This window comes from Nocardia sp. NPDC004722, from assembly GCF_053601505.1.
In genome coordinates, this window is sequence record NZ_JBSGBY010000640.1 from 1 (window position 1) to 4,649 (window position 4,649).

The 4,649-nt window shown below is 67.6% G+C and carries 4 protein-coding genes; all 4 read left to right on the plus strand.

The window, feature by feature from the left end; all coding sequences use genetic code 11:
• The first annotated feature begins 10 nt into the window (after nucleotides 1–10).
• Nucleotides 11–124 (plus strand): hypothetical protein, encoded by a 114-nt coding sequence (locus tag ACWELQ_RS38685; RefSeq protein WP_452401974.1) that lies wholly within the window; start codon nucleotides 11–13, stop codon nucleotides 122–124.
• Nucleotides 125–202: 78 nt separating this feature from the next.
• Nucleotides 203–1,240, plus strand: a complete 1,038-nt coding sequence (locus ACWELQ_RS38690; protein ID WP_452401971.1) for a hypothetical protein — start codon at nucleotides 203–205, stop codon at nucleotides 1,238–1,240.
• Nucleotides 1,237–1,932 carry a hypothetical protein gene (locus ACWELQ_RS38695; protein ID WP_452401972.1) on the plus strand — a complete coding sequence of 232 codons (696 nt, stop codon included), beginning with the start codon at nucleotides 1,237–1,239 and terminating at the stop codon, nucleotides 1,930–1,932. Before ACWELQ_RS38690 ends, ACWELQ_RS38695 begins: the two co-directional genes overlap by 4 nt.
• 117 nt (nucleotides 1,933–2,049) lie before the next feature.
• A partial coding sequence (locus tag ACWELQ_RS38700) for an NAD-glutamate dehydrogenase domain-containing protein (RefSeq protein WP_452401973.1) occupies nucleotides 2,050–4,649 on the plus strand: 2,600 nt, incomplete at its 3' end.

Genomic DNA, 4,649 nt, shown 5'->3' on the forward strand with positions numbered 1-4,649 from the left:
CCAATCCGGTTTGTACCGACTCATTCACGGCGATGCCATTCCGCGGCTCGATCTGATTATCGCGTTGGCACGTGTATTCGACGTTCCGCCAGAATATTTCGTTACCGGCGAGAAGCATCGGTGAAAGTCCGGCATCCGGCTTACCGCCCGTGGGAACAATGGTCGGATCGGGCCGGTGTCGGCCGCGGATACCATCCGATTCATGCTCGAAGCGGACGTCTTCCTCCGCAATAGAACCGCGGTGATGGACGCCCTGCTCTCTGATCCCGTACTCGAGGACCCGGCGGCGTTCGAACTCGGCGCGCCGGACCCGATCGAGTTGTCCGGCCCCGGTGGCGATATGCCCTCGCTGGCCGCGCTTTCGGAGAATCCGGACCTCGCGGCGCCGCCACCCCCGCCACCGCGTGGCGGCCCGAAGGCCAGTGAGCGAATCCTCGCCTTGATCAACGGTCAGGATCTGGCCGAGTCGGCCCCTCCGGAGCTGACCGCACACTTGTCCGAGACCGGCACGCGAAGCACCGAAGCCGATCCGGAAGCCGAATCGCCTGCGGGCGCGACTTCGGGGGCCGATCACCCGGCCATCGCCTTGGCGCACGGTATCGCCGCCCGGGCCCTGGATATCGTGGGCCGACTTCGTCATCCGAAGGCGGCCATGGCGATCGGCGGCGTGATCGTCGTCGTGCTGGTCCTGGTGCTCGTTCTGGGGCAGACCTCGCCCGACCCGGAGCAGAACAACTCCTACGCCGCCGCCCTCACGCCCTCCACCGCCGCGCCCTCGACCACCACCACAACCGCTGCCGCGGGAACGATTCAGGTGCGTTCGGTGCAGGCGCATTGTCCACCGGGCGGCACCCCGGCCATGGATGTCGTCGCGGGTCCAGGCCGGGCGTGGTCCTGTATCCGGGCTTACAAGGTGGACGGGCAGGTGCTCACCATTGATTTGGGCCGGTCCTATCAGATCGAATCGATCGGCATCGTGCCTGGTTGGGACATGGTCACTCCCGACGGGGTGGACCAGTGGACGAAATACCGCACGGCGAGCCGAGTGTCTTATCTGTTCGACGACGCGAACGCCACCACCTACACCCAGCGGACGATGGACCAGCGCGGCCTGGTCGTCACCCGGATGAGTCCGGTGGTCAGCGCATCTCGCATCGTCGTCACCGTGCTCGAGTCCAAGGGCGACCCGTCGGTGAACTCCGTGGCCCTGTCGTCCCTGGTGATCACCGGGCGCGGATGACCATGACCGCCTCGATCTGCGACTACTGCGCGCACCACAACACCGGTCCCGAATCCCGATGCGGGCACTGCGGGGCGCCGCTGCGCGCGGATCGTTCGCGGGTGCCGGGAATGCATGTGCTCGGCGACACAGTCGCCGAGGTCGGGCGTGCCGCGGACACGGTGGCACAGACCGCCGGGAAGATCGGCAAGGTGGTGACCGGCCTCGAGAAGGCCACCGCGGGGCAGTGGCGGGCCGCGCTCGTCGGGCTGGCGCTGTTGGGGGTGCTGGTCTACTGCCTGGTCCATGTGATCGGGTTCGGCCTGCCACCGAGCGGGTGGACCGACGCGAACGCCGGGCTGCCCGCGACTCTGCGCTCAGCGATGGTCTGCCACCGCGAATCGGACCACGACAGCAAGGAGCGCTGCGTCGTCTCGAGCGGCAGTTCCCTGCTGGCCGGTGGGATCACCAATGGGCGAGAGCCGATCCTGACGGTCGAGACCTTGTCCCCGAACCGGCTCTCGGCCGAGGTGAGCCGGTGGCGCACGGCCGGCGGCTCGGTGATCGCGGACGGTCAGGTGTTCGCGGCTATCGGCCCGTCCGCGACCGTCTGGTTCGCAGACGGCCGTTCCGGGCTTTGTCTCGAATCTGACGCGTTCCCGGATCAGGCCGGGGCGAAGACCTTTCTGATGCGGTCCGGACTGCTGCGATGAGCTCCGGTCCTGGCTGGCCGAGTTTGATACAGTGATAACCGTGCCGTTAAATAACGGCACATTAATTGGGTGACTGAGTGGATGGAACGCCACCCAGCTCTCGAAAGGTGCAGGTTGATGGTGGCAACCACCCCGCAGACGATGTCCTGGAAGCGGCTCCATGAAGATCCCGCAGACCTCGAACCGTCCTACTTCCGCTGGATACGACCCGGAGCTGCGACCTCGACCGTCAGTGACACCGCGGCTCGGATCCTGCGCAATCACCTCGAACTGGCGACCTCCAGGCGGCCCGGCACCGCGGTCATCAGGGTCTATCGTCCCGCCGCGGACGGCGGACTCGGCCCGGCGATCCAAATCGTCAATGACGATATGCCGCTGCTCGTGGACTCGGTCTCGTCGATGCTGCGCAGGCTCGGCGTCGTGGTGACCGAACTCGTCCACCCCATCTTCAATGTGCTCCGGGACAATCGCGGTCAGCTGCGCGCCGTCTCCCCGGTCGGCAACGCCCGGATCGAAGCGGGCGACCATACCGTGACCGAGTCGTGGATCCACATCCAGCTTGCCGCCGACACCGATGTGGACCGGCTCGACCGGGCCGAACGAGCACTGTCCGCACTACTGCGATCGATCCGGCAGATCGCCGCGGACACCCGGACCATGGTCGCCACCGCGCGGGCGGTCGCCGACGACCTCGAACCGGCCGCGCCGCGCGATGGCGACCACGCCGAATCCGCCCGGTTGCTGCGGTGGCTCACCGATGAGCGTTTCACCTTCCTCGGCTACGGTTACCGGCCCGCTGATCCCGCACAGCCGGTGTCGACGGCCGTGGACAGCCGCCCGTGCCCCCAGATGACTGATGGTTTGGGCGTCCTGCATCACCGGCTAGCCGCCGATATCGACCTCACCTTGCCGGCCCTGACCGCTGAGGCTCCCGCGCTGTGCCTGATCAACGGTTCCCTCGACACCGTGCTGCCCGGTGCGACCGACACCTGCACGCTCGTGGTCAGCGATTACGACCCAGACGGTGGCACGGACGGCGAGCCGGTGCGGGTGCGTGGCCGACATGTCTTCCTGGGCAGCTTCACCGTGGCCGGGCATCACGAGAACATTCTCGACATACCTGTTATCGCGCAGCGGGCGCGGCAGATTATCGAGTGGGCGGGGTTCGGGCCGAACACTTTCTCGGGCCAGGCGATGCTCGAAACGATGCAGACCATCCCGCGCGCGGAGTTGTTTTCCGCCGATACACGGCGTCTGTTCGAAACCGTTGCGGCGGTGACGAATCTGGGACTGCGACGCCAGGTCCAGCTGGTCCTGCGACCCGACACTCCGGGCGGCGCGGTCTATTGCCTGGTGTCGCTGCCCAGGGACCGCTACACCACCGATGTGCGCCTACGGATGCGCGATATCCTGCGTACCGCGTTCGACGGCGAGTGGGTCGATTTCTCCGCTCGCGCTGGCGAATCCGATGTGACCGTCGTGAGTTTCACCGTGCACCGCCGCCCCGGTGCCGGGCCCGCCGACGTCTCGGACCCACACCGCGACAAGCTCCAAGAGCTCCTGTTCGCCGCCACTCGGAGCTGGGTCGACCGTGTCGTCGCCGAGGCGGCCCGCGCCAATGTGCCGAGCGAGATCGCCGCGGAATACGCCTCGGCGTATCCGGAGACCTATCGGCAGGAGTACGAACCCGCGCGGGCGCTTGCGGACCTGCGGCGGCTGCGGCCGCTGGCCGCCGGCGCGGTGGCGGCGAACCTGTACCGCGGCGGCGACCGCGCGCCGGGGGAGTGGCGCTTCACGCTGTATGTGCACGGCGAGGGTGTATCGCTCAGCCGCGTGCTGCCGATCCTGCACAGTCTCGGCATGGAGGTCGTCGACGAGCACCCCTTCCGGGTATCACTGCCCGACGGTTCGCCGCGCTGGATCTACGATTTCGGACTGCGCTTTCCGACCATCATGTCGGCAGGGTCCGCCGATCCGGATGCGGAACCGACTGGTCTGCGGAGTCGTTTCGCCGCGGCGGTCGAGGCGCTCTGGTCCGGCCGCGCCGAGGTCGACGGCTGGAACGAGTTCGTCGTGCGCGCCGCGATGTCCTGGCGTCAGATCTCCATCCTGCGCGCCTACTCGAAGTATCTGCAGCAGGCCGGATTCGCCTACAGCCAGGCCGCCGTCACCCGCGTGCTGCTGGCCCACCCGGACGTCGCAGGTATGTTCGTGGACCTGTTCGCCGCCCTCTTCGATCCGGATGCGGCCAGCGCGGACCACGCCGCCGAGCTGGAGGCCGCGGCGCGGCACCGCATCGCGGAGGTGGTGAGCCTGGATGCCGACCGCATCCTGCGCGCCATCCTCGGCCTGATCAAGGCCACTCTGCGTACCAACTACTACATCACCGACGCCGAGGGCCGGCCGCGGGATTACCTGTCGTTCAAGGTGGAACCGCAGGAGATCGCCGAGTTGCCCAAGCCGAGGCCGCAATTCGAGATCTGGGTCTACTCGCCGCGGGTGGAGGGCGTGCATCTGCGCTTCGGCCCGGTCGCGCGTGGCGGGTTGCGCTGGTCGGATCGTCTGGAGGACTTCCGCACCGAGATCCTGGGCCTGGTGAAGGCGCAGGCGGTGAAGAACGCCGTCATCGTGCCGGTCGGCGCGAAGGGCGGTTTCGTGGTCAAGAATCCGCCCGCCGCCACGGCCGATCCGGTCGCCGATCGCCAAGCCCTGCAAGG